Raw genomic sequence first — 437 nt, 5'->3', positions numbered from 1 at the left:
TGACGTCCTGGCCGGCGATCGTAACGTCGACGCCCGCGGGGACGTTGACCGGAATCTTTCCAATACGCGATGTTGTGGTTCCCTCCATTCCCAAACGTAGGCGAGGACTTCCCCGCCTACTCCTTGATTGGCCGCCTGGCGATCGGTGAGCAGGCCGGTTGACGTGGAGATGATCGCCACGCCTAGGCCGCCCAGAACCTTGGGCAGGTTGGTGGACTTCGCGTAAACCCGGAGACCGGGCTTGGAGACGCGTCGCACGCCGGCAAGGCTGCGCTCACGGCTCGGGCCGTACTTCAGATCGACAATGAGGGTCTTGCCCACAGTTGCGTCTTCGGTACGGAAGTCGGAGATGTAGCCCTCGCGCTTGAGGATCTCGGCAATGTTCGCCTTGATCTTCGAGTGGGGAAGCTTCACCTCATCGTGGTACGCCGTATTGG

1 pseudogene is annotated in these 437 nt (G+C 61.6%); it reads right to left on the bottom strand.

Going from position 1 to position 437, the window contains the following annotated elements:
- Positions 1 to 90: 90 nt before the first annotated feature.
- A pseudogene (gene rpsH, locus FH08_RS0133995) lies at positions 91 to 437 on the bottom strand (30S ribosomal protein S8); the annotation flags it as partial.

It is taken from the genome of Caballeronia sordidicola, assembly GCF_000729995.1.
In the GTDB taxonomy this organism is placed as follows: Bacteria; Pseudomonadota; Gammaproteobacteria; order Burkholderiales; family Burkholderiaceae; genus Caballeronia; species Caballeronia sordidicola_A.
This window is presented reverse-complemented; position numbering and strand designations above follow the sequence as displayed.